This window comes from Streptomyces sp. NPDC090083 (assembly GCF_044747445.1).
Taxonomy (GTDB): domain Bacteria; phylum Actinomycetota; class Actinomycetes; order Streptomycetales; family Streptomycetaceae; genus Streptomyces.
The window spans coordinates 260,037-280,779 of sequence record NZ_JBIVED010000011.1; the positions used below are offsets into that span (position 1 = coordinate 260,037).

A 20,743-nucleotide genomic window follows, 5' to 3' on the forward strand; every position below is an offset into this window, starting at 1 on the left:
CGCCGTCAGTGTCCGAGCAGCGCCCGCAACTCCGGTTGCAGCAGCTCCCCGTGGGCCGTCACGAGGTCGTCGCACAGGTCCCAGATCCGCTCGACCGGCAGCGCCGCCGCCGTCGCCGGGTCGGCCATCGCTGCGTGCCGGATGTGGCGCGGGTCGCCCTCGGTGGCCGCGCGGACCACCAGGTCGGTGACGGAGACGTAGGCGCTGTTGAGGGCCGCGCACTGCGGGGGCAGGGCACCGATCCGGGTCGGCCGCACGCCCAACGCGTCGACCAGGCAGGGGACTTCGACGACCGAGTCGGCGGGGAGGTTGTCGATGAGACCGCGGTTCGGGACGTTGCCGTAGACCGTGCGGGGGGTGCCGGTGGTGATGCTGTGGATGATCTGCGGGGCGTACTCCAGGGTGCCTTCGACGGGGAGCGGGATGCCGGCGGCCAGGGCGTCGCGGGTGCGTTCGTAGCTCGCGGTGTTCTCCTCGATGATCTCCAGGTAGGCGCCGACCGGGATCCGCAGCCGCTCGATCTCCCCGGGGTGGTGCAGATACCAGGGGACGTACTCGGCGGAGTGCTCGCTCGTCTCGGTGGGGTAGTGGCCGAGCCTGCGGTACATGTCCACGCGGACGCGGCGCAGGAGTTCGGGGTCCTTCGCGACCGTCTCGTCGAGGAGCGGGTACAGGTTCCGCCCGGCCCGCTCGAAACGCAGCACCCACGCCTGGTGGTTGACGCCCGCGGCCAGGTAGGTCACCTCCTCGAAGGGGACGCCGATCAGCCGGGACAGGTCGTGCATCGTCCAGTACACCGAGTGGCACAGGCCCGTCGCCTTCAGGGCGGGGGCGATGCGGCTCAGGTAGAGCAGGTTCATCGCCATCGGGTTGGTGTAGTTCAACAGGTGGGCGTCCGGGCAGAGTTCGGCCATGTCCTCGGCCAGTGACCGGAGCAGCGGGAAGGTGCGCAGCGCGCGGAAGACGCCGCCGATGCCGAGCGTGTCGGCGATCGTCTGGCGCAGCCCGTAGCGGGCCGGGACCGCGAAGTCGGTGCGGGTGGCCTCGTTCATGCCGACCTGGACGATGTTGACGACGAAGTCGGCGTCCGCGAGCGCCGCCGCGCGGTCGAGGTGGGCGGTGATCCCCGGCTCGGCGCCTCGCACGCGGGCGATGTGACGGGCCGCGCCCTCCGCCGTCGCGAGGCGTTCCGGGTCGATGTCGTGCAACGCGATCCGGGCGTGGGCGAGTTCGGGGAAGGCGAACAGGTCGGCCAGCAGGCCCTGTGTGAACACCACACTGCCGGCGCCGATGAAGGCCACCTTCACAGCGCTGCCGTCTGTCATCAAGGTCCTTTCGCGGAAACGGAGTCGGAGAGGCGCGGCTCAGCCCTTGAGCCCGCTGGACGTCAGTGACTGGATGAACGTCTTCTGCGCGAGCAGGAACGCCACCAGGACCGGCAGCACCGTGATGACGTTGCCCGCCATCACCGCCGACCACTGGGTGTGGTGCTGTCCCTGGAACGTCGTCAGGCCCAACTGGAGTGTGTACCGGGTGTCGTGGTTGATGGCGATCAGCGGCCACGACAGGTCGTTCCAGGTGGACAGGAAGGTGAGGACGGCGACCGTGGCGAGCGCGGGCCGGGCCAGCGGCATCACGATGGAGAACAGCACACGCAGCCGCGAACACCCGTCGATCCAGGCGGCCTCCTCCATCTCCCGGGGCAGCGCGAGGAAGAACTGCCGGAACAGGAACACCGCGAACGGCGTCACCAGCGACGGCAGGATCAGCGCGCCCAGCGAGTCGATCAGCCCGAACCACTTCATCACCAGGAACGTCGGGATCATCGTCAGCTGGAACGGCACGACCATCGTCGCCAGCATCAGCCCCAGCAGCACCCGCGACCCGGCGAACCGCATCCGCGCGAACGCGTACCCGCCGAGCGACCCCAGCAGCAGATTCGACACCACCGCCACCGACGCCACGATCAGCGAGTTGGCGAACCAGCGCGGGAACATCGCGTTGCCCAGCACATACCGGTAGCCGCCGAGGTCGATCCCCCTGGGCCACAAGGCCGGTGGGAAGCGGTTGATCTCCGCGTCCGACATCACCGAGCTGAGCAGCAGCCACACGAACGGCAGCGCGAAGCACAACGCCAGCGGCGCCAGCACCAGATGCCACGCACTCGCCCGCCGCGCCGTCACCGGACCCCTCCTCCGGTACGGCCCTGCCGCCGCCGTACGACCCGCAGCGCGCCGCCCGCCACCAGCAGCGCCACCGCCAGGACGTACGCGGACGCGGCGCCGTAGCCCGCGGTGAACGTCTGGAAGGCCTGCTGCCAGACGAAGTAGACGATCACCGTCGTCGAGCCGAGCGGGCCGCCCTTGGTCGTCACGTAGATCAGGTCGAAGACCTGGAGCGAGGTGATGAGCTGCCACAGCAGCAGGAACACCGTCACCGGCGTCAGCGCGGGCAGGATCACGTGGCGCAGCACCTGCGCCCGGCCTGCGCCGTCGATGCGGGCGGCCTCGACGAGTTCGGGCGGCACGTCCTGGAGCGCGGCCAGATACACGACGACGCAGAAACCCACCCCGCTCCACAGCGAGATCAGCACCAGCAGGTACAGCGCCTGGTCCGGGTCGGACAGGAACCCCTGGGCGGAGACGCCGAGATGGTGCAGCAGCGCGTTGGCGACGCCGAACTCCGGGTCGAGGATGAAGGAGAACAGCACGCCCTGCGCGGTCGCCGACACCACGAACGGGATGAACACCAGCGTGCGGTACAGCCCGATGAGCCGGATCCGGCGGTTCAGCGCCAGCGCCAGCGCGAGGCCGCCGACCAGGCTCAGCGGCACGTACAGGGCCGCGTACAGCAGCGTGTTGCCCACCGCCGTACGGAAGGTGGGATCCTGGGCCAGGGCGCGGTAGTTGTCGAGGCCGACCCAGCGGCCGGGGGTGACCAGGTCGTCGGCGCGGAACGACAGCAGCAGCGACCAGACGACCGGCACGACACTCAGCCCGAGGATCACCACCACGGACGGGCCGACGAACGCCCAGGCGGTGGACCGCTCCCGACGGGCACGACGGCGGGCGGCGCGGCGCGCGGCCTCGGCGTTCGCGGTGGGCTGGGCGGGAAGGGTGAGAGCGCGGGGCAGTGCGGACATCGGGGTCTCCCGGAAGGAGGAGGTCACCTGGGGATCAGCAGGGCCGCGTCGGCCTTGTCGGCGCAGGAGCGGAGCGCCTTCTCGGGGGAGTCCCGGCCCAGCAGCACGGACACGATCGCCTCGCCCAACGCCTGCGAGATCTGCGGATACGCCGCGTGCACCGGCCGTACCCGGGCCGAGCGCAGGGAGTCGGTGAAGACGTCGAGCCCGGCCGTCCCCGCACTGTGCCGCCGCCACTCGGGCCGGGCCGCGCTCCCCGTGCTGAGCGGCAGCCCGCCCGCCGAGAGGTCCCAACGCACGTCCTGCGCGGGCGAGTTCATCCACTGCACGAACTCCACGGCCGCCCGGGACCGGGCCGAGCCGTTGTCGAAGACCGTCCAGGTGTCGGGCCCGGAGATGGTGACCGCGTGCCCGCTGTACGTCGGCAGCGGCACGACCCCGTAGTCGATCTTCGCGGTGATGATGTCGGGCAGCTCCCAGGGGCCGGTGGCGACCATGGCCATCCGGCTGTTGAGGAACACCTGGTAGAGCTGCTCGCTGCCGGGCTTGGTGTCGAGGTACACGCTCTTGTCCCGGCCGAGCCGGGCGAGCGTCCCGAGGGCCCGTACCCCCTGGTCGGCGAAGCCGATGTGCTTGCCGTCCGGGGCGACGACCTCGCCGCCGAGATCCCACAGCATCGGCCACACCCGCCACACCGTGTCCTCGTCGCCGACGGCCGGCCAGCCGGTGCCGAAGACACCCCGGCCGTGGTCGGTCAGCTTCCGCGCGGTGTCGGTGAACTGGTCCCAACTCCAGCCCGGCCGCGGGTAGTCGAGCCCGGCCTGCCGGAACAGTCTCTTGTTGTAGACCACGGCGAGCGAGTCCAGCACCGCGGGCGCGGCCCGCACCCGTCCGTTGACGGTGACCGCGTCCCGTACCGGTGTCCAGAAGGAGTTCCACGGCGTCGGCCCCTCGCGCATCGCGGACGTCAGGTCGACGACGCGCGGGCTGCGCGCCACGCTCGCGAGGTCCGAGCCGAAGATGTAGGCGATGTCCGGGTAGGACCCGGCGGCCAGCGAGGCGGTCACCTTCTGGAGCATCGCGTCGGCCAGCACCCCGCCGCCGCCCGCGTCCACACGGATCTTCGGATGGGTCCGGTTGAACTCGCCGACCAGCGCCTCCACCGCCTTGCGGCCCGTGTCGGACTGCCCGTGCCACAGCTCCACGGTCACCCGGCCGTCCGCCCCGACCCCGTCCCCGGCACCGCCCGCACACCCGCTCGCGGCCCCGATCGCGGCGGCCCCGAGCAGCAGCCCACGACGTGACATCCCGTTCACCGTCACGGCCTCCTCACCGCACCGTGCGCGGAGCGGAACCGGGGTACTCGACGGAGATGACCCGGTCGTCGAAGGCCCTGGCGTACGCCCCCGTGCCGGGCGCGGGGCGCGACGGGCTCCTCGGTGCCGGGCGTGACGGCCGTTGTGGCGCAGCAGTGGTCGAGGTTCCGCACGAGGTCGGGACCACGGCCGTCCCGGGACCTCCGACGCGGAAGACACCCTTGACGGGCATGTCCGCTCCATCAATCGCGGGTACGACCCCGCCTCGGACCGGATGGAGCCGAGGTCCTGGCGACTGTGGCCGGGCTTGGAACGCGTCCGCTACCGGCTGGGCGCACCTCTGCGTACCCCGCGGCGAGCGCGGGCACGTCCAGGATCAAAGCGCCCGGCCGCGCCACTCGTCAAGGGTGCGCGCACACGCGCCGCTTCGAGCACCCGCGAAGTCGTACGCTCCGAAGCGGTACCGAACTCGAAGGCAGGAGCAGCAACGATGCAGTACGTGAAGCTCGGTTCGACCGGTCTGGACGTCTCGCGGATCTCGCTGGGCTGCATGACCTACGGCCTCCCGGACCGCGGCACCCACGAGTGGACCCTCGACGAGGAGGCGTCGCGCCCGCTGATCCGGCAGGCGCTGGAGGCCGGGATCAACTTCCTCGACACGGCGAACGTCTACTCCGACGGCACCAGCGAGGAGATCACCGGCAGGGCGGTGAAGGACTTCGCCCGCCGTGACGAGGTCGTGCTCGCCACCAAGGTGCACGGCAGGACCCGCCCCGGACCCAACGGCGCCGGGCTCTCCCGCAAGGTGATCATGTCCGAGATCGACCACAGTCTGGAGCGGCTCGGCACCGACTACGTCGACCTCTACCAGATCCACCGCGCCGACCCGCACACCCCCGTCGAGGAGACGATGGAGGCGCTGCACGACCTGGTGAAGGCGGGCAAGGTGCGCTACATCGGGGCGAGTTCGATGTACGCGTGGCAGTTCGCCAAGCACCAGCACATCGCCGAGCGGCACGGCTGGACGAAGTTCGTGTCGATGCAGAACCACTACAACCTCCTCTACCGCGAGGAGGAGCGCGAGATGCTGCCGCTCTGCGCCGACCAGGGCGTGGGGGTGCTGCCGTGGAGCCCGCTGGCGCGCGGCCGGCTCACCCGGGACTGGGGCACCACCACCGAGCGCAGCAGCACCGACAACTTCGGCAACCGCCTCTACCAGGACGGCGACCGCGCGATCGTCGAGGCGGTCACACGGATCGCCGGCGACCGGGGCGTCCCGCGCGCCCAGGTGGCCCTCGCCTGGCTGCTGCACCAGGGCCCGGTGGCCGCACCGATCGTCGGCGCGGCCAAGCCGCGGCACATCGAGGACGCGGTGGCCGCCGTCGAACTGGAGCTGAGCGACAAGGAGGTGGAGGAGCTGGAGCGGCCCTACACCCCGCACGCGATCAGCGGGCACTCCTGACGCGGTGCGGCAAGGCGTCCTCCGGATCTCCTGACATCGTCCAACAGGGCTGTTCCTAGCGCTTCTTGACGATCCGTCAGTGCGGGCCGTGCGGTGCGAACTCCGTGCCGCACGGCCCCGCACCGACGCTCTCCGCGAGCGGCACCCGCTCCCCGCTCATCGACCTCGTGCGGTAGAAACTCCCGATGCGTTCGGCCGAGCGGCCCACGTAGTGCCCGATGAACGAACGGCGGAAGCGGTCCGCGCTGCGATTGGGCTGCGAACCGTGCACCAGGCTGCCGTTGAAGAACAGGACGTCTCCCGGCGACATGTCGACCGGCACGGCCGTGAGCCCCGGCGGCGGTGGCACGTACTCCCGCGCGAAGGACACACCGGCGTCCGCCTCCTCGGGACAGAACAGGTCCATGCGATGGGTGCCGGGCACGACCTCCAGGCCGCCGTTCTCCCGGTCGATCTCGTCGCAGGCGATCCACGCGGCCACACAGGTGCCCGGCTCGGCCCGCAGATAGAAGTTGTCCTGGTGCAGCGCCTGGCCGCGCGCCCCGGGCGGCTTGAAGTAGAACATGCTCTGCGCCGCCAGCACCTCCTCGCCGAACAGCCGCTCCAGGACGGTCCGCAGCCGCCGGTCCAGGAGGAACCGCAGGGCGAGTTCGCTGATCTCGTGCGGGTGCATCACCCGCGGATGGGTGCGGAGGGGATCGTCGGAAACGCTCGGCGCGAAGTGCCCGGGAACCGGGCCGGCCGCGTGCAGCGCCGTGAACTCCGCACAGAGCCGGTCGATTTCGTCGTACGTGAACAATCCGTGCGCGACCGTGAACCCGTCCTCCTCGAACGCGCCGATGTCCGTGGCCGTCATACGGGACCTCCTCGGTGAGATGTCACACCACGGTCTCAGGAGGAGAGGCGCGTGCCTATTGGTTCGGCATGAACTTCGCCATCGGTCGCGTTGTGGAAGTCGCCGGCCGCCGTGACCTCGCCGTCCCGTCCGGCAAAGCGCCGGGCGGCCGGAACATGACCTGGGAAAACCGGAAGAACGGCGTCCCGGTGCCCGTCGCGCGCGGTGGTCCCGGCGGCCCCCGGTCAATGGTTTCCGGATTTCCCGTGCGGATACGGTGGCAATCCCATTACGAGCCTGATTGACGATTCGTCAAATAGCGAGGCCCGGACCGCAATGCACAAAACCGAGGCAGACCTTGTTCCGCCTCGCTGACCTGTGCAAAGGTGTGCCTGTCGGCGCGCGGGCACATGGATGATTCCCCTCCGCGCGCTCGAGGCCGCTCCCGTACGTCACCCCCCTTGCTTCAAAAGAGCTGCCCCAGGCGGACGTCCGGGACGCCGTCAATCGGACGGGTGGACTTTGTCGACCTGTCGACGCGGTCGCATACCCGCCGGTATGGACCGAATTCCGCGTTTCACCTGGAGGAATGCAGCCGTGAAGGACCCAGGTCCCTCGAATTCCCCGAGTTCCCCGAGTTCCGCTCACCACTTCGAAGTGACGGACGAGCAGCTCAGCGCCGAGCTGAAGAAGTGGACGGGGACCACGCCCGCGCTGCAGCCTGTCGGTGAACTCCTGGACCGGCACTGGGAAGCGGCCTTCTCCTATGCGCGGCTGTGCACCGACGGACCGCACCACGCCGGAATGCTCACCACGGCCGCATTCACCCGGCTCTTCGGAGAATCCCTGCGGCAGTCGGGCCCGACCGCCGCCTGGCGTCCCCAAGTCCTCGTCACCGTGCGCCGGATCGCCGCGGAATGGGTCACCGACGGCCGGCAGGACATGCTCCACCCGGACCTGCGCTCGGCGGCCGGAGAGGGCGACCGGGTCGCCGCCCGGCTGCTGCCGGTGCCCGAACGGCGCCTGCTCTCCCGGGCGTTCCAGCGGCTGCCCCAGTCGGCCCGCACCCTGCTCTGGCACATCGAGGTCGAGTCCGAGCCGTTCGCGACACCCGCCGGGCTGCTCGGCCTGGACGAAGACGGCGCCGAGGTCGAACTCGGCCGCGCCCGGGGCCGGTTGCGCGAGGAGTGCCTCCAGGTCCACCGCGAACTCGCCCAGGACGACGAGTGCCAGCGCTACATCCGGCTGCTGGACGTCACCTTCCGGCGCGGCGGCGCGGAGGTCGACCCCGACCTCGCGATGCACCTCAGCGTCTGCAAGCACTGCCGGTACACCGCCGACCAGCTGAACCAGTTCAACGCCGGGCTCGGCATCGCACTCGCCGAAGCGGTCCTCGGCTGGGGCGCGCGCGCCTACCTGGAGGTCAGGGCGGGCAGCCGTCCGCTGCCCCCCGAGGCGCCGGACGCCTCCACCGAACTCGCGGTGCGCCCCGGCCCGCGGCGCGGCGAACTCAGATCGGCGCACAAGGCGGCCCGCCGGGTCCGCCGCCGCAACCTCGCCGTGGCCGTGCTGACCGTGAGCGGTCTCGTCGTCCTCCCGCTCGTGCTGTGGTCGTCCATCGGCGGCTCGGGCGGCGACAGGACCGGCACCGAGAGCAAGTCGGCGGGCGCCGTCGGCACCGGCAAGGAATCCGCCGACCCGTCCTGGGTCGGCAAGAACGACACCACACAGGGCACGCTCAGCGGCCGGCTGCACAACGTCGAGTCCGGTCTGTGCATCGGCGTCGCCGACAACAAACCCCGCCAGGGCGTCGAGGCCACGCTGCAGAAGTGTTCCTCGGCGGCCGGCCAGCAGTGGTCCTACGAGACGGACGGCCAGCTGCGCAGCACCGCCGACCCCGGTCTCTGCCTCGACTCGCACCTCGCCTTCGAGGTCCAACTCGCGCCCTGCACGGCCGCGTCCTCGGCCACCGCGAAGAACATCCGCTACGACTTCACGCTGCAGGGCATCCTCGTCCCGCGCTGGAACCAGGACCTGGCCCTGGCCCCCGCCTCCACCGACGGCGGCGGCGCGCTCGTCCTGAAGACGCGGGCGGACGGGTCGCCGCAGCGCTGGGTCTTCGACACGTCGAAGGCCGACCCGCAGATGCAGGTCGTCAACTGGGACACCGACAGCACCGGCTCGCCGACCCCCACCACCAAGTCGGCCCCGGCGCCCTCGAAGACCCCGACGGCCACGCCCACCCCGACACCGACCCCGACCGCGTCGACCCCGCGGTCCACGCCCACCACCGCGGCCCCGACCATGGACTACTGCGACTACTACCCGTCGTACTGCCAGGGGAACGGGCAGGGCGGCGGCCGAGGCGGTGGCTGGGGCGGCGGCGGATACGGCGGGCGCTGACCCTCAGTGGTGGTGGTGCGGCGGCGGTGGCGGCATCGTGGAGATACCGGGCGCCGCCTCCGGCCACACCAGCAGCACCGGACAGGGCGCGTGATCGACGGCGAACCGCACGGCGGGACCGAGACTGTGCGGGCCCAGCCGGGCCCGGTCGCCGTCGCGGGCCAGCACCAGCAGATCCGCGTCCCCGGCCGCGGCCACCACCTCGCGCTCGACCCGCCCGGCCCGCTCCATCCGGGTGCACGGCCGCCCCAGCCGCTCGGCGGCGGCCTCCAGCAGCTCCGCCGCCGACGTGCTGCCCAGGTCCTCCACCCGGGTCCCGGGATCCCGCGCCGGACCACCCCGGCCGAGCAGCCCGGCGAACGCCCCGTGCGCCACGCCGGGCACGTCCGGCCCGCTGACATGCAGCAGCACCACCTCGTCCGCCCCCGGCGCATGCGTCCGTACGGCGTCCACGCAGGCGGGCCATGTGCCCTCGACCAGCCAGGCGATCACACGCATTCGGCCTCCCTCGGTGTCAGAGAACCTGGAGCGACACCCACAGTGCCACCACCGCCGGGACGAGCGCCGACGGCACGGCGATCAGCCCCAGCTTCGTGAACTCCTTGAGATCCACGTCGTGTTCGTGCTGATGCACGATCCGCCGCCACAACAGCGTCGCGAGCGAACCGGCGTAGGTCAGGTTCGGCCCGATGTTCACCCCGAGCAGCACGGCGAGCACGGCCCCGGGCCCCGACTGCGCGGTCAGCGGCAGCAGGACCAGGACGGCCGGCAGGTTGTTGATGAGGTTCGCGAGCACGGCGGCCAGGGCGGCGATCGCGAGCAGGGCCGCGATGCCGGTGCCACCGGGCAGCAGGTGCCCGAGCGCGTCCGAGAGCCCGTTGTCGACCACGGCCCGCACGACGATGCCGAGCGCCAGCACGAACGCCAGGAAGGACGGGGCGGCCGCCCGCACCACCGTCATCGGGGTCGCCTGCCGCCGGAGCATCGCCCGCCCGGCGAGGACGAGCGCGCCCGCGAACGCGGCCCACGCGGGGTCGATGCCGACCGCCGAGGTCAGGACGAACCCGGCGAGGGTGCAGGCGACGGTCGCCAGCGCGAACACCGGCAGCTCGGGCTTGTCGCCGGAGACCGGTGCGGGCGCCGCCGTCGCGAGGTCGCGGGCGAAGAAGCGCCGGAACACCAGGTACTCGGCGCCGATCGCCACCAGCCAGGGCAGCACCATCAGCCCCGCGAAGCGGGTGAAGCTGAGGCCGCTCGCCGCGAAGGCGAGGAGGTTGGTGAGGTTCGAGACCGGCAGCAGCAGGGAGGCCGTGTTCGACAGGTGCGTGCAGGCGTAGACGTGCGGCTTGGGACGTACGCCCATCCGGGACGCCGTCGCGAACACGACCGGCGTCAGCAGCACGATGGTGGCGTCCAGGCTCAGCACGGCGGTGATCAGCGAGGCCAGCGCGAACACGGCCGCCAGCAGCCGGCTCGGACTGCCCTTCGCCGACTCCGCCATCCAGGCCCCGCAGGCCCTGAACAGGCCCTCCACATCACAGAAGTGGGCGAGCACGAGGACCGCGGCGAGGAAGCCGACGACCGGGCCGAGCTGCTCGGCCTCGGCCCGCGCGTGGTCCAGCGAGATGGCCCCGGTGGCCACGGCGATCCCGGCGGCCGGGACGGCCATCACCGCCTCCGGCCACCCGAAGGGACGGACGACGGCCCACACGAGGACGGCGACGAGCAGAACGACGGAGAGGGTCTCCGCCAGAGGGGTGTTCAGGACGGTCCTCCAGGACGCGATCAGTGGTGCACGCCCATGAAACCAGGCCGGACCACGAACTACGGGGTCAGGCGCCCGTCCCCGCGCTGAACACCGACAGCCGCACCGAGGATGCGTTGCCCGACACGGGCACCGTACCGTTCGTCCACTTCACCTTCAGCGGGTCCTTCTCGTCCGGCGGGGTGACCACCAGCGTGGCGGGGGTCGCCGTCTTCGCGCCGCTGATCTCCGGGTTGGAGAACGACAGCCCGGCCCAGGCGCTCTGGCCCGGCTTCAGCGTGACGGTGGTGACGGTCGTGCCCGTCGCGCGCTGCGGGTCCGGGCCCAGCTGCGCGCCGGACGCGCTCGCGAACGCGGCCCCGGGATAGCCGCGGACCGTGCAGGTACGGCCGGACGCGTTCGTCAGGACGATGGGGAAGTTCTCCTGCCCGGCGCCCGGGTCGTTGCCCCCGACCTTCGCGCTCAGCTCGGAGGTGTGGCACCGGCTGCTGCTCGGCGTGCCGGAGTTGGTGCTCGTACCGCCGGAACCGCCGGAGCTGCCGGAGCCGGAGGAACCGCCGGAGCCGGAGGAGGACGAGGTCGACGAACCCGAGGCGGCCGGGGCCGAACCGGTGGCGGAGCCGGTGCCGCTGGAGGTGGCGGCCGGTGTGCCGGACCCGTCGGCCGTGGTGTCGCCGCCCGCGGGCGCGGCCGTACCCGACTGGGTCTGCGGGCTGCTCACCGTGCCGCTGCCACCGCCACAGGCCGTCGTCAGGCCCAGGGCGGCGACGGCGCTCACGAGCAGGGCCGCCCGGCGCAGGGACGGGGACGAGTTAGCCATCTTCGACACTCCTGGAAGTTCATCGCTCAGCGCCTCGCGCGCTGTCATAGGGTCCGATGCGGGCACGCGCCGAAAAGTTCGCGGCACCACCGGAATCGTTCTCCGACAGTGATCAGGTGACCCGGAGCGAGCGGAGTATGCGTGCGGTCGCGTCACCGCTGTGCTGCCGGATCTGCACGTAGACCTGCGGCTGGGCCGCGCCGCCGACCTCGCGGAGCGCCGTCTCCGAGAGGGTGCCGGTGGAACCCGAGCAGTCGCTCCAGGTGCGGATCGTGCCGCGCCAGGTCGCGGTCGCGTAGGCGCGGCTGCCGTCGTAGCGGCACCCGGAGTGGGCGAGGCGGTCCACCTGCGTCGTCACGCTGCCGTGCTCGCTCAGGCCGATGAACACGCCGTTCACGTCCGACGACAGGTCCGACCAGCCGGACAGGTCGTCGGCGACGGCCAGCCCCGGTTCGTGCCCCGCCTGCAGACCGAGGGCGTGCGGATCCCAGCCCGAGTCGCGCAGCTGACGGCCCCAGGAGGCGGGCACCTCGGCGGAGACCCGGCCCGTGGTGTCCTTGACCCGCAGCCCGGAACTCCCCGACGAGGACGAGGGAAGGTTCAGCACCGCGACGCCCGCGCCCACGGCCACCACGACGAACAGCCCCGTCATCAGCGCGACCCCGCGGTGCCGGCCGCGCGGCCTGGGCGCCGGCACCTCCCCGGCCAGCCGCTCCAGCTCCTCCGCGAACGCCCGCGCCGTCGGCCAGCGCCGCTCCCGGTCCGGCTCCAGCGCGCGCAGCACCGCCCGCTGCACCTCCGGGGACACCTCGGGCCGCAGCCGGTCCGGCCGGACGACCTGGCCGGGCGCGCCCGGGACCGTGCCGGTGAGCAGTTCGTAGGCGACCGCGCCCAGGCTGTACACGTCGGCGCGCTCGTCGATGCCCGAGCCGGGCTGGGCCTGCTCCGGCGGCTGGTAGCCCGCAGACCCCGCGGCCAGCGTGAGGCCCGACGCGTGCGCCAGGCTCTTGGCCAGCCCCAGGTCGGCGAGGAGGACCCGGCCGGTGCCGTCCGGGGCGGTGCGCAGCAGCACGTTGGTCGGCTTGATGTCCCGGTGCACGATCCCCGCCTCGTGCAGCGCGGCGGCGCCCCGGGCGGCCAGCGCGGTCAGCCGCAGCGCCTCGGCCACGGGCAGCGGACCCGAGGCGAGCAGATCGGCGAAGGTGCCGGCGTCGGCGTACTCCATCACGAAGTACGGCCGTCCGTCGTCCAGCTCTCCGATGTCGTACACCTGGACGACCCTGTTCGAGTCGGCCCTGCGCAGCAGGCGGGCCTCGGAGAGGAAGCGTTCGACGATGTCGAGACGGTGCGCCCAGTTGTCGGCGAGGACCTTCACGGCCACCGGGGCCTCCAGGACATCGTCGTGCGCGAGCCAGACCGTGCCGAACGCACCGGTGCCGAGGCGGCGTTCAAGGCGGTAGCGGCCGATCTGTTCGACGGAGTGCATAGGACTATCATGCCTGCTCGGAGATCGAGGCGGAGGAGTGGATCCAGTGCGTGAAGCGGCGCTGACCGAAGACCTGGCCAGGCGTGCCGCGGCCGGTGACCCGGTGGCACTGGACGAACTGCTGCGGACGATCCAGCCGGAGGTCGTACGGCGCTGCGGGCGCTTCCTGCCGTGCCGGGAGGACGCCGAGGAGGCGGCCCAGGACGTGCTGCTCCAGGTCGCCCGGAAGATCGGCACGTTCGAGGGACGCAGCCTCTTCAGCACCTGGCTCTACACGGTGGTCGCCAACGGCGCCCGGCAGAAGTACCGCGAGCTGAAGCGCCGGGCCGCCGAGCAGCCCGCCGTGATCGACGTCAGCCAGCATGTCGACCCGCGCACCACGAGCGTGATCGCCGGATCGAAGATCGACCTCCTGGAGGCGCTGGAGCGCCTGGAGCGCGAGCAGCCGAACCTCGTCGCGCCGCTGGTGTACCGGGACATCTGCAGCCTGGAGTACGCCGACATCGCCGAGCGCCTCGGCATCCCGCTCGGCACCCTCAAGTCCCGGCTGCACGAGGCGCGCCGCCAGGTCAGGCCCTGGCTGACCTGACCTTGCTCGACCTGACCCGGCCCTTCGCGACCTGTTCCGGGCCGGCTCACCCCTCGTCGAAGAGGGACAGCTCCGCCCAGATCGTCTTGCCGTCGGCGGTGTGCCGGCTGCCCCAGCGCTGGGTGAGCTGGGCGACCAGCAGCAGGCCGCGCCCGCCCTCGTCCCAGGTCTTGGCCCGGCGCAGGTGCGGGGCCGTGTGGTTGGTGTCGGAGACCTCGCAGATCAGCGTGGCCGCGTCATGGATCAGCCGGAGCCGGATCGGGTGGGCGCCGTAGCGGATGGCGTTGGTGACCAGTTCGCTCACCACCAGCTCGGCCGTGAACCCGGCCTCGCTCAGGTTCCAGGCGTCGAGCTGCTCGACGACCTGCTTGCGGATCGGGGCGACGAGCGACGGGTCGGCGGGGATGTCCCAGGTCGCCACCTGCTCGGCGGGCAGCCCCTGCGTGCGGGCCACGAGCAGCGCCACGTCGTCGGCCGCGCCGCCCGGCGGGAGCACGGCGTGCAGGATGCGGTCGCAGGTCTCGTCCAGGGAGTCCGAGGGCGCGAACAGGGCGTCGAACAGCAGCCGGCGACTGTCGTCGAGGTCCCGGTCGCGGTTCTCGATCAGCCCGTCGGTGTAGAGCGCGAGCACGGTCCCCTCGGGCAGCTCCACCTCGGCGGACTCGAAGGGGAGGCCGCCCAGACCGAGCGGCGGCCCCGCGGGCAGGTCGACATGCTCGGGCGGGCCGCCCGGCCGGATCATGATGGGCGGCGGATGCCCGGCGCGGGCCAGGGTGCAGCGACGGGACACCGGGTCGTACACCGCGTACAGACAGGTCGCGCCGACCTCGCCGGGACTGCCCTCGCCGCCGGACTCCGCGGACAGCCGTACGACGAGGTCGTCGAGGTGGGTGAGCAGTTCGTCCGGGGCGAGGTCGATGTCGGCGAGGGTGCGGACCGCCGTGCGCAGCCGGCCCATCGTCGCGGAGGCCTGGATGCCGTGGCCGACGACGTCCCCGACGACCATGGCGACCCGCATCCCGGACAGCGGGATCACGTCGAACCAGTCGCCGCCGACCCCGGCCCGCGCGGCCGGCAGATAGCGCGAGGCGGCCTCCAGGGCGGCCGTGGGCGGGAGTTTGCGGGGGAGCAGGCTGCGCTGGAGGGCGAGGGCGGTCTCACGCTCGCGGGAGAAGCGCCGGGCGTTGTCGATGCAGACGGCGGCGCGGGCCGTGACCTCCTCGGCGAGCAGGACGTCGTCCTCGGTGAAGGGGTCGTGGCGCCGGTACCGGGTGAGGACCGCCACGCCGAGGGTGACGCCGCGGGCCTGGATCGGTACGGCCATCGAGGAGTGGATGCCGTACTCCTGGACGCGTTGTGCGCGGGTCCTGTCCCAGGAGAGCCAGCGTTGCAGGGCCCGGCCGGAGGCGACGAGGGTGCGGCCCGCGACCAGCGCGTCGGCCTGCGGGGAGTGCTCCGGGTACAGGTTGAGCTGGCCGGGTTTCGCGACGGCCTCGGGGCTGCCCTCCTGCACCGACTGGTGGGCCGCCCGGCGGAGCCTGACGGGTGCGGTGAGCGCCGCCGGGGGCTCGCCGCCGTGCTCCTGCGGGTCCAGCAGGTCGATGCTGACGAAGTCGGCGAGCGCCGGCGCGCAGACATCCGCCAGCTCCTGGGCCGTACGGGTGACGTCGAGGGTGGTGCCGATGCGGACGCTCGCCTCGTTGACGAGTTGCAGGCGCTCCCGCGCGAGGTAGTTCTCGGTGAAGTCGTGCGCGGCCAGGCAGACGCCCCGCACCCGGCCCTCGGCGTCGGTGATCGGCGCCATCCGGGCCAGCCACGCGTGCGCCGTGTCCTCGCCGCCGGTGCGCATGTAGATCTGGAAGTCCTCGGCGGTGCCGGAGGTGAGCACGCGCAGCATGTACTGCTCCAGCTCCGAGCTTTGCGGCTGCCCGCCGATCTCGGTGATCCGCAGCCCCTGGACGCGCTCCTCGGGCAGCCCGATCACGTCGGCCATCGCGTCGTTGAACCGGCTCAGCCGCAGCCGCTCGTCGTAGACCGCGATGGCGCACGGCGACTGGGTCAGCGCGGCCGTCGCGAGCGGATCCTCGGCGGCGCGGGGGCCGCCGCCCTCCAGGGGGGTCACGACCAGCCAGTCGCCCGGGCCGCCGCCCGGGGGGCGCCGGTGGTGGGCCAGCAGCCAGGCGGGCAGCGTACGGCCGTCGCGGTGCCGCAGGGCGACCGTGCCGTCCCAGCGGGCGTCCTTGGTCCCGGGCAGCGCCTCGGTGCCACCGGCCAGCAGCCGCGCGGCCGGGCGGCCGACGACCTCGTCCGCGGTGTGGCCGAGGAGGCGCCGGGCGCCCTCGCTCCACTGCGTCAGAGTTCCGGCATCGTCGATGACAGCCCGCGCCGTCGCGGCATCGTCGAACGGGTAGACCGGACTCATCGTCGCCACTCCATCGCGCACACTCACAGTGAACAGACCCGTCACTTGTGTTCCAGCCTAGTGCGTCACGGTGCCGCGCGGACGAGAACCCCCAGGGCCGGGGAGCCCGGTCGGGCACGGGGGAAAACCGGCCGAAGCGACCGAGAGAGCACCTGTCCGCGGCGGCCCCCTTGACGGTCCCGCATGGCTCCCCGTCAGAATCTGTTCGGTCACGATCAGTTGTGAGTACTTCTGGGCCCTGATGAGGGAGAGCCGCCATGACGGTCACTCGCAGATCGGTTTTGATCGCTTCCACGGCCGCGCCGACGGCCGCGTCACTCCTGCCCGCGCAGGCCGCGCAGGCGGCCCCGCCGGGCGCCGTCGGCCGCCGCACGGTCCCGCTGCGGGACGGCTGGCGCTTCGCGCTGGTCGACCCCGGCGGGATCACCGACCCGACCGGCGCCTACGCCGAGGCCGCCGCACCGGACCACGACGACTCGGCCTGGCGCGAGGTAGCCGTCCCGCACGACTGGAGCATCGAGCAGACCCCCACCACGGCGAACGGCACCACCAGCGGCACCGGCTTCTTCCCCGGCGGCCTCGGCTGGTACCGCCTCGCCTTCACCCTGCCGCCCGCCGTCGCGGGCAAGCGGATCTCGGTCGAGTTCGACGGCGTCTACATGGACTCGTACATCTACTGCAACGGCACCGAGGCCGGCCGCCACCCCTACGGCTACACCGGCTTCGCCCTCGACCTCACCGGCCTGGTGCACACCGACGGCACCACCGAGAACGTCCTCGCGGTCAAGGTGCAGAACCAGCTCCCCAGCAGCCGCTGGTACTCGGGCAGCGGCATCTACCGCGAGGTCCGCCTCGTCCTCACCGAGCCGGTGCACGTCGAACGCCGGGGCACGTACGTCACGACCCCGGACATCACCGCCGCGCGGGCCGTCGTACGGGTGCGCACGACCGTGCTGAACGAGTCGGGCACCGCGAGCCAGGTCGAGGTCAGGTCACGGGTCGTCGACCCCGGCGGCCGGACAGTGGCCCGCGCCCACTCCCCTGCGAGCGTGACCGACCGCGCCACCGAGACCCATGAACTCACCGTCCCCGCGCCCAAGTTGTGGGACATCGCAACCCCGGACCACCGCTACGCCCTGGAGACCGAGCTACGGGTGGCCGGCAGAACGGTCGACACGTACAGCACGCCCTTCGGCATCCGCAGCTACCGCTTCGACCCGGACGAGGGCTTCTCCCTCAACGGGACCCCGGCCAAGATCAAGGGCGTCGACCTCCATCACGACCAGGGCGCCCTGGGCTCCGCGATCAGCCTTGACGCCGTGCGCCGCCAGCTGGCCGTCATGAAGTCGATGGGCGTCAACGCCTTCCGCACCTCCCACAACCCGCCCTCCCCGCAGATCGTCCAGGCCTGCGAGGAACTGGGCATCGTGATGATGGTCGAGGCCTTCGACTGCTGGCACACCGGCAAGACGACCTACGACTACCACCGGTTCTTCGATGACTGGTGCGAGAAGGACGCCACCGAGATGGTCCTCGCCGCCCGCAACTCGCCCGCCGTGGTGCTCTGGTCCATCGGCAACGAGATCCCCGACTCCACCTCCACCGCGGGCCTCGCCATGGCCGACCGCATCATCGGCGCCATCAAGGCGGCCGACGACAGCAGACCCGTCGTCATCGGCTCCGACAAGTACCGCTCCGTACCGGCCAAGGGCTCCGCCGCCGACCTCATGCTCGCCAAGCTGGACGGGCTCGGCCTCAACTACAACACCGCCAAGTCGGTCGACGCCCTGCACGCCGCCTACCCGCACCTGTTCCTCTTCGAGTCGGAGTCCTCCTCCGAGACCTCGACCCGGTCCACGTACCAGGAGCCGGAGCACCTCAACACCGGCGAGAACCACACCCCGGGCCGCCGCGCGACCTCGTCCTACGACAACAACCTCTCCTCCTGGACGATGAGCGGCGAGTACGGCCACAAGAAGGACCGGGACCGGAAGTGGTTCGCGGGCCAGTTCCTGTGGTCCGGCATCGACTACATCGGGGAACCCACGCCGTACAACGTGTTCCCGGTCAAGGCGTCGTTCTTCGGCGCCGTCGACACGGCCTGCTTCCCGAAGGACATGTACCACCTCTTCCGCAGCCAGTGGACCGACGAGCCCATGGTCCACCTGGTGCCGATGAGCTGGAACCACGAGCCGGGGGCCACCGTCGAGGTCCGGGCCTACGCCAACGTCGGCACCGTCGAGCTGTTCCTCAACGGAAAGTCCCTCGGGACAAGGGAGTTCGACACCAAGACGACCACCGACGGCCGCACCTACCTGGAGACCACCGAGGCCACCGGCGACGACAGGACCTTCACCACCGGCCCCTACCCCGGCAGCTACACCAGCCCGAACGGCAGCGCGGGCAAGCTCCACCTGACCTGGCACGTCCCTTACGAGCCGGGCGAGTTGAGGGCGGTCGCGAGCCGCGGCGGGAAGAAGGTGGCGACGGACGTCCTGCGCACCGCCGGGCCCGCCCACGCCGTACGCCTCACCGCCGACCGCGGATCCCTTGCCGCGGACGGCCGTTCGCTCGTCTTCGTGACCGCCGAGGTCGTCGACGCGCACGGTGTCGTCGCGCCCGACGCCGAGGACCTGATCGCCTTCGACGTGAGGGGCGGCTCCCTCGCCGGCCTCGACAACGGACGCGAGGAGAGCGCCGAGCGCTACCAGGCGAGCACCCGGACGGCCTTCCACGGCAAGGCACTCGCGATCGTCCGGTCCGGTACGGCGCCGGGCGCGCTGACGGTGACGGCGCGTGCGGAGGGGCTGCGCACCGGCACGGTAACCGTCCGCACGACACGTGCGCGCGACGTGGCCCTCACCCCGGCCCCGCGCTTCGAGGCCGACCGTCCCGCCCCGCTCGGCCACCCCCGCGCCGACGCGAGTTACTCGGGCCGCCCCGACACCCTCCCGGCCGCCATGCTCGACGGCGACGCGGCCACCGGCTGGTCCAACGCCTTCGCCAAGTCGGCCACGGCACTGCTGCCCGCCTTCAGCGGGGCGCGCGGCGCGGACTGGGTGTCGGTGGACTGGGGGAGGAGCCGGTCCTTCGACCGGGTGGAGGTGTCGTTCACGGTGGACGCGACGCACAGTCTGCCCGCGGCGGTCGCGGTCGCGGTGTGGGACGGGCGGGTGTGGGTGCCCGTCGAGGGGGCCGCCGTGGACTGGGCCACGGCGTCGGACGCGCCGACCGTCGTCACCTTCCGTGCCGTGCGCGGATCACGGGTCCGGCTGACGCTGACGAGCAGCAGTCCCGGCACGGCTCAAGGGGCCCTGCGCATCAGCAAGATGGAGGTACCGGCCGGATAGCCGGTAGCCCGACGGGCCGGGCAGGGAGGCGTGGACGGTCGGGTCGAGCGGCCGGTGCCGGGGACAGAGGAGAGCCGAGGACTCGGGTGGGTCGTGGTCACTCGCCCTGCTCACCCTGGCCGCCCTGCTCATCTGTCTCGTCCTGCTCGTCCTGCTCGTCTTTCTCGTCCTTGTGCACGTGCGTGAGCTTCTCGGGGTTGGTCACGATGTAGACCCCGGACACCTGGTCGCCCTCGGGGGTGAGGTCCATGACCATCACCGCGTACGGCGCGTCGCCCTCGAACAGCACGGCGGCGTCGTCGCCGTTGACGCGCCGGTAGGTCAGCTCCAGGTCCTGCCGACCGTGCCGCCGGTCCGCGAACGAGTTGATGAGACGGACGGCCTTGTCCCGCCCGCGCACCGGGCGCAGCCCCGCCGGTTTCCGGTTGCCTCCGCTGTCGGTCCACACCGTGACGTCCGGCGCGAGGATCTCCATCAGCGCGGCGATGTCCCCGCCGACGGCGGCCCGCACGAAGCGCTCCGTCGCCTCCCGGCGCACCCGGGGATGCGCCTCGTACAGCGGCCGGCGCGCGTGCACATGGCCCCGCGCCCGGTGCGCGAGCTGCCGTACGGCCGCCGGAGTGCGGTCGATGATGTCCGCGATCTCCGTGTGGGCGTACCCGAACACCTCGTTGAGGACGAAGACCGCGCGCTCCAGCGGTGTCAGTGACTCCAGGACGACCAGCATGGCCAGCGACACCGACTCGGCGCGCAGGGCGGGGTCCTCGGGGTCGCCGTCGGCGCTCTGGTCGACCAGCGGTTCCGGCAGCCAGGGGCCCACGTACGTCTCGCGGCGGCGGCTGACCGTGGCACGGCGCTGGAGCGCGTGGTTGACGGCGATACGGACGAGATAGGCGCGCGGGTTGGTGACGGTGCCGAGAGGGGTGCGCCTGATGCGGGCCGTCCAGGACAGCCAGGCCTCCTGGAGGACGTCGTCGGTGTCGGCGACGCTGCCCAGCATGTTGTAGACGAGGGCGAACAACAGCTCGCGGTGGTCCATGAAGACAGTGGTCGCCGCGTTGTCGACGGCGGTCCCGGACGTCTCGGACATGAATGCGCCTCCCCAGTGACGTGCTCACCACTGCGAGGGGTGGCGGGGCACGGAATGTGACAC

Annotated in this window: 16 protein-coding genes; 5 read left to right on the forward strand and 11 right to left on the reverse strand. The window is 72.0% G+C overall.

Annotation, left to right across the window (positions count from 1 at the left end; translation table 11 throughout):
* Positions 1-5 precede the first annotated feature (5 nt).
* The 4 genes from melA to ACIPTO_RS33225 are packed head-to-tail and all read right to left on the reverse strand — an operon-like array spanning position 6 to position 4,449.
* A complete protein-coding gene (gene melA, locus ACIPTO_RS33210; RefSeq protein ID WP_401198306.1) occupies positions 6-1,325 on the reverse strand; it encodes an alpha-galactosidase in 1,320 nt (439 codons plus the stop codon).
* A 39-nt stretch (positions 1,326-1,364) separates the two neighbouring features.
* Positions 1,365-2,183 carry a carbohydrate ABC transporter permease gene (locus ACIPTO_RS33215; protein WP_401198308.1) on the reverse strand — a complete coding sequence of 273 codons (819 nt, stop codon included), beginning with the start codon at positions 2,181-2,183 and terminating at the stop codon, positions 1,365-1,367.
* Entirely contained in the window at positions 2,180-3,142 is a 963-nt protein-coding gene (locus tag ACIPTO_RS33220; protein ID WP_401198310.1) for a carbohydrate ABC transporter permease, read from the reverse strand. Before ACIPTO_RS33220 ends, ACIPTO_RS33215 begins: the two co-directional genes overlap by 4 nt.
* A gap of 23 nt (positions 3,143-3,165) precedes the next feature.
* Positions 3,166-4,449 carry an ABC transporter substrate-binding protein gene (locus tag ACIPTO_RS33225; RefSeq protein WP_401198312.1) on the reverse strand — a complete coding sequence of 428 codons (1,284 nt, stop codon included), beginning with the start codon at positions 4,447-4,449 and terminating at the stop codon, positions 3,166-3,168.
* Between the two features lie 499 nt (positions 4,450-4,948).
* Between ACIPTO_RS33225 and ACIPTO_RS33230 the strand changes: the two genes are divergently transcribed.
* Positions 4,949-5,920, forward strand: a complete 972-nt coding sequence (locus ACIPTO_RS33230) for an aldo/keto reductase (protein WP_401198314.1) — start codon at positions 4,949-4,951, stop codon at positions 5,918-5,920.
* A gap of 76 nt (positions 5,921-5,996) precedes the next feature.
* Here ACIPTO_RS33230 and ACIPTO_RS33235 read toward each other — a convergent pair whose 3' ends face one another.
* Positions 5,997-6,776, reverse strand: coding sequence for a phytanoyl-CoA dioxygenase family protein (locus ACIPTO_RS33235; protein WP_401198316.1), 780 nt, complete (start codon positions 6,774-6,776; stop codon positions 5,997-5,999).
* 68 nt (positions 6,777-6,844) lie between these two features.
* Between ACIPTO_RS33235 and ACIPTO_RS33240 the strand changes: the two genes are divergently transcribed.
* Both ACIPTO_RS33240 and ACIPTO_RS33245 read left to right on the forward strand, forming a co-directional pair.
* Entirely contained in the window at positions 6,845-7,060 is a 216-nt protein-coding gene (locus ACIPTO_RS33240; protein WP_401198318.1) for a hypothetical protein, read from the forward strand.
* 292 nt (positions 7,061-7,352) lie between these two features.
* A complete protein-coding gene (locus ACIPTO_RS33245; RefSeq protein ID WP_401198320.1) occupies positions 7,353-9,158 on the forward strand; it encodes a ricin-type beta-trefoil lectin domain protein in 1,806 nt (601 codons plus the stop codon).
* Between the two features lie 3 nt (positions 9,159-9,161).
* Here the strand turns inward: ACIPTO_RS33245 and ACIPTO_RS33250 are convergent, their stop codons facing one another.
* The 4 genes from ACIPTO_RS33250 to ACIPTO_RS33265 all read right to left on the reverse strand — a co-directional run bounded on the left by ACIPTO_RS33250 (position 9,162) and on the right by ACIPTO_RS33265 (position 13,229).
* A complete protein-coding gene (locus ACIPTO_RS33250; protein WP_401198322.1) occupies positions 9,162-9,656 on the reverse strand; it encodes a universal stress protein in 495 nt (164 codons plus the stop codon).
* A 16-nt stretch (positions 9,657-9,672) separates the two neighbouring features.
* Positions 9,673-10,923: an arsenic transporter gene (locus ACIPTO_RS33255; protein ID WP_366324379.1), complete on the reverse strand. Its 1,251-nt coding sequence runs from the start codon at positions 10,921-10,923 to the stop codon at positions 9,673-9,675.
* A 67-nt stretch (positions 10,924-10,990) separates the two neighbouring features.
* Positions 10,991-11,743 carry a DUF4232 domain-containing protein gene (locus ACIPTO_RS33260; RefSeq protein WP_401198324.1) on the reverse strand — a complete coding sequence of 251 codons (753 nt, stop codon included), beginning with the start codon at positions 11,741-11,743 and terminating at the stop codon, positions 10,991-10,993.
* A gap of 112 nt (positions 11,744-11,855) precedes the next feature.
* Positions 11,856-13,229, reverse strand: a complete 1,374-nt coding sequence (locus ACIPTO_RS33265; RefSeq protein WP_401198326.1) for a serine/threonine-protein kinase — start codon at positions 13,227-13,229, stop codon at positions 11,856-11,858.
* Positions 13,230-13,275: 46 nt separating this feature from the next.
* Between ACIPTO_RS33265 and ACIPTO_RS33270 the strand changes: the two genes are divergently transcribed.
* Entirely contained in the window at positions 13,276-13,818 is a 543-nt protein-coding gene (locus tag ACIPTO_RS33270; protein ID WP_366324297.1) for a sigma-70 family RNA polymerase sigma factor, read from the forward strand.
* A 46-nt stretch (positions 13,819-13,864) separates the two neighbouring features.
* Here the strand turns inward: ACIPTO_RS33270 and ACIPTO_RS33275 are convergent, their stop codons facing one another.
* On the reverse strand, positions 13,865-16,240 hold the full coding sequence (locus tag ACIPTO_RS33275) for a SpoIIE family protein phosphatase (protein WP_401198329.1): 2,376 nt from the start codon (positions 16,238-16,240) through the stop codon (positions 13,865-13,867).
* A gap of 257 nt (positions 16,241-16,497) precedes the next feature.
* Between ACIPTO_RS33275 and ACIPTO_RS33280 the strand changes: the two genes are divergently transcribed.
* Positions 16,498-19,590, forward strand: coding sequence for a glycoside hydrolase family 2 TIM barrel-domain containing protein (locus ACIPTO_RS33280; RefSeq protein WP_401198331.1), 3,093 nt, complete (start codon positions 16,498-16,500; stop codon positions 19,588-19,590).
* A 97-nt stretch (positions 19,591-19,687) separates the two neighbouring features.
* Here ACIPTO_RS33280 and sigJ read toward each other — a convergent pair whose 3' ends face one another.
* A complete protein-coding gene (gene sigJ / locus ACIPTO_RS33285) occupies positions 19,688-20,680 on the reverse strand; it encodes an RNA polymerase sigma factor SigJ (RefSeq protein ID WP_401198333.1) in 993 nt (330 codons plus the stop codon).
* Positions 20,681-20,743: the final 63 nt, after the last annotated feature.

Bases quoted from the DNA above. Each gene is read 5' to 3' on its own strand.
- ACIPTO_RS33275 (WP_401198329.1), bottom strand. From the start codon at position 16,240: ATGAGTCCGGTCTACCCGTTCGACGATGCCGCGACGGCGCGGGCTGTC.
- ACIPTO_RS33225 (WP_401198312.1), bottom strand. From the start codon at position 4,449: ATGTCACGTCGTGGGCTGCTGCTCGGGGCCGCCGCGATCGGGGCCGCG.
- ACIPTO_RS33250 (WP_401198322.1), bottom strand. From the start codon at position 9,656: ATGCGTGTGATCGCCTGGCTGGTCGAGGGCACATGGCCCGCCTGCGTG.
- ACIPTO_RS33230 (WP_401198314.1), top strand. From the start codon at position 4,949: ATGCAGTACGTGAAGCTCGGTTCGACCGGTCTGGACGTCTCGCGGATC.
- sigJ (WP_401198333.1), bottom strand. From the start codon at position 20,680: ATGTCCGAGACGTCCGGGACCGCCGTCGACAACGCGGCGACCACTGTC.
- ACIPTO_RS33240 (WP_401198318.1), top strand. From the start codon at position 6,845: ATGAACTTCGCCATCGGTCGCGTTGTGGAAGTCGCCGGCCGCCGTGAC.
- melA (WP_401198306.1), bottom strand. From the start codon at position 1,325: ATGACAGACGGCAGCGCTGTGAAGGTGGCCTTCATCGGCGCCGGCAGT.
- ACIPTO_RS33260 (WP_401198324.1), bottom strand. From the start codon at position 11,743: ATGGCTAACTCGTCCCCGTCCCTGCGCCGGGCGGCCCTGCTCGTGAGC.
- ACIPTO_RS33265 (WP_401198326.1), bottom strand. From the start codon at position 13,229: ATGCACTCCGTCGAACAGATCGGCCGCTACCGCCTTGAACGCCGCCTC.
- ACIPTO_RS33280 (WP_401198331.1), top strand. From the start codon at position 16,498: ATGACGGTCACTCGCAGATCGGTTTTGATCGCTTCCACGGCCGCGCCG.
- ACIPTO_RS33220 (WP_401198310.1), bottom strand. From the start codon at position 3,142: ATGTCCGCACTGCCCCGCGCTCTCACCCTTCCCGCCCAGCCCACCGCG.
- ACIPTO_RS33235 (WP_401198316.1), bottom strand. From the start codon at position 6,776: ATGACGGCCACGGACATCGGCGCGTTCGAGGAGGACGGGTTCACGGTC.